Annotated in this window: 1 protein-coding gene; it reads left to right on the forward strand. The window is 77.2% G+C overall.

The genetic code is table 11. The annotated features are described in order from the left end of the window. Positions 1-592 (forward strand): glycosyltransferase (locus QMK28_RS33280; RefSeq protein ID WP_326443421.1); only part of this gene is annotated, 592 nt, incomplete at both ends.

The following is a 592-nucleotide window of genomic DNA, read 5'->3' on the forward strand; positions in this document are numbered from 1 at the left end:
GCGGCGGGGGCGCCGCGCCCGCGCCGCGGCCGTCGTCCTCGGCGCTTCTTCCGACCTGGTGGACCGGGCGCGCCGCCGGGGGGCGCGTGACGCGCGCCTCGCGCCGGTCGCGATCCCCATGCCCTGGGCGGCCGAGGGCGCTGAAGCGGCCGAACCGCCCGTCCCGGCCGGGATCGCGGCGGGGGAGCGTAAGAGTCACAAAGCGCGCGCCGAACTCGGCGCGGTGGACCGGCCGCTGGTGCTAGTCGTCGGCCGTCTGGAGCCGGGGCAGGGTTACGAGCCGCTGCTGGACGCAGTGCGGCAGTGGCGCACTCTCGACCCGCAGCCGATGCTCGCCATCGCGGGCGAGGGCTCACTCCGGGCCGAGCTGCGCCGGCGCATCGAGACCGAGCAGCTGCCGGTGGTGATGCTCGGCCGCCGCGACGACGTACCGGAACTGCTGGCCGCCGCCGACCTCGTGGTGCTCCCCAGCCGCTGGGAGGCGCGGTCCCTGATCGCCCAGGAGGCGCTGCGCGCCGGAGTGCCGCTGGTAGCCACCGACGTCGGCGGCACCCACGAACTGGTCGGCGCCGCCGCGGAGCTCGTCCCGTAC

It is taken from the genome of Streptomyces sp. H27-D2 (assembly GCF_035828615.1).
In the GTDB taxonomy this organism is placed as follows: domain Bacteria; phylum Actinomycetota; class Actinomycetes; order Streptomycetales; family Streptomycetaceae; genus Streptomyces.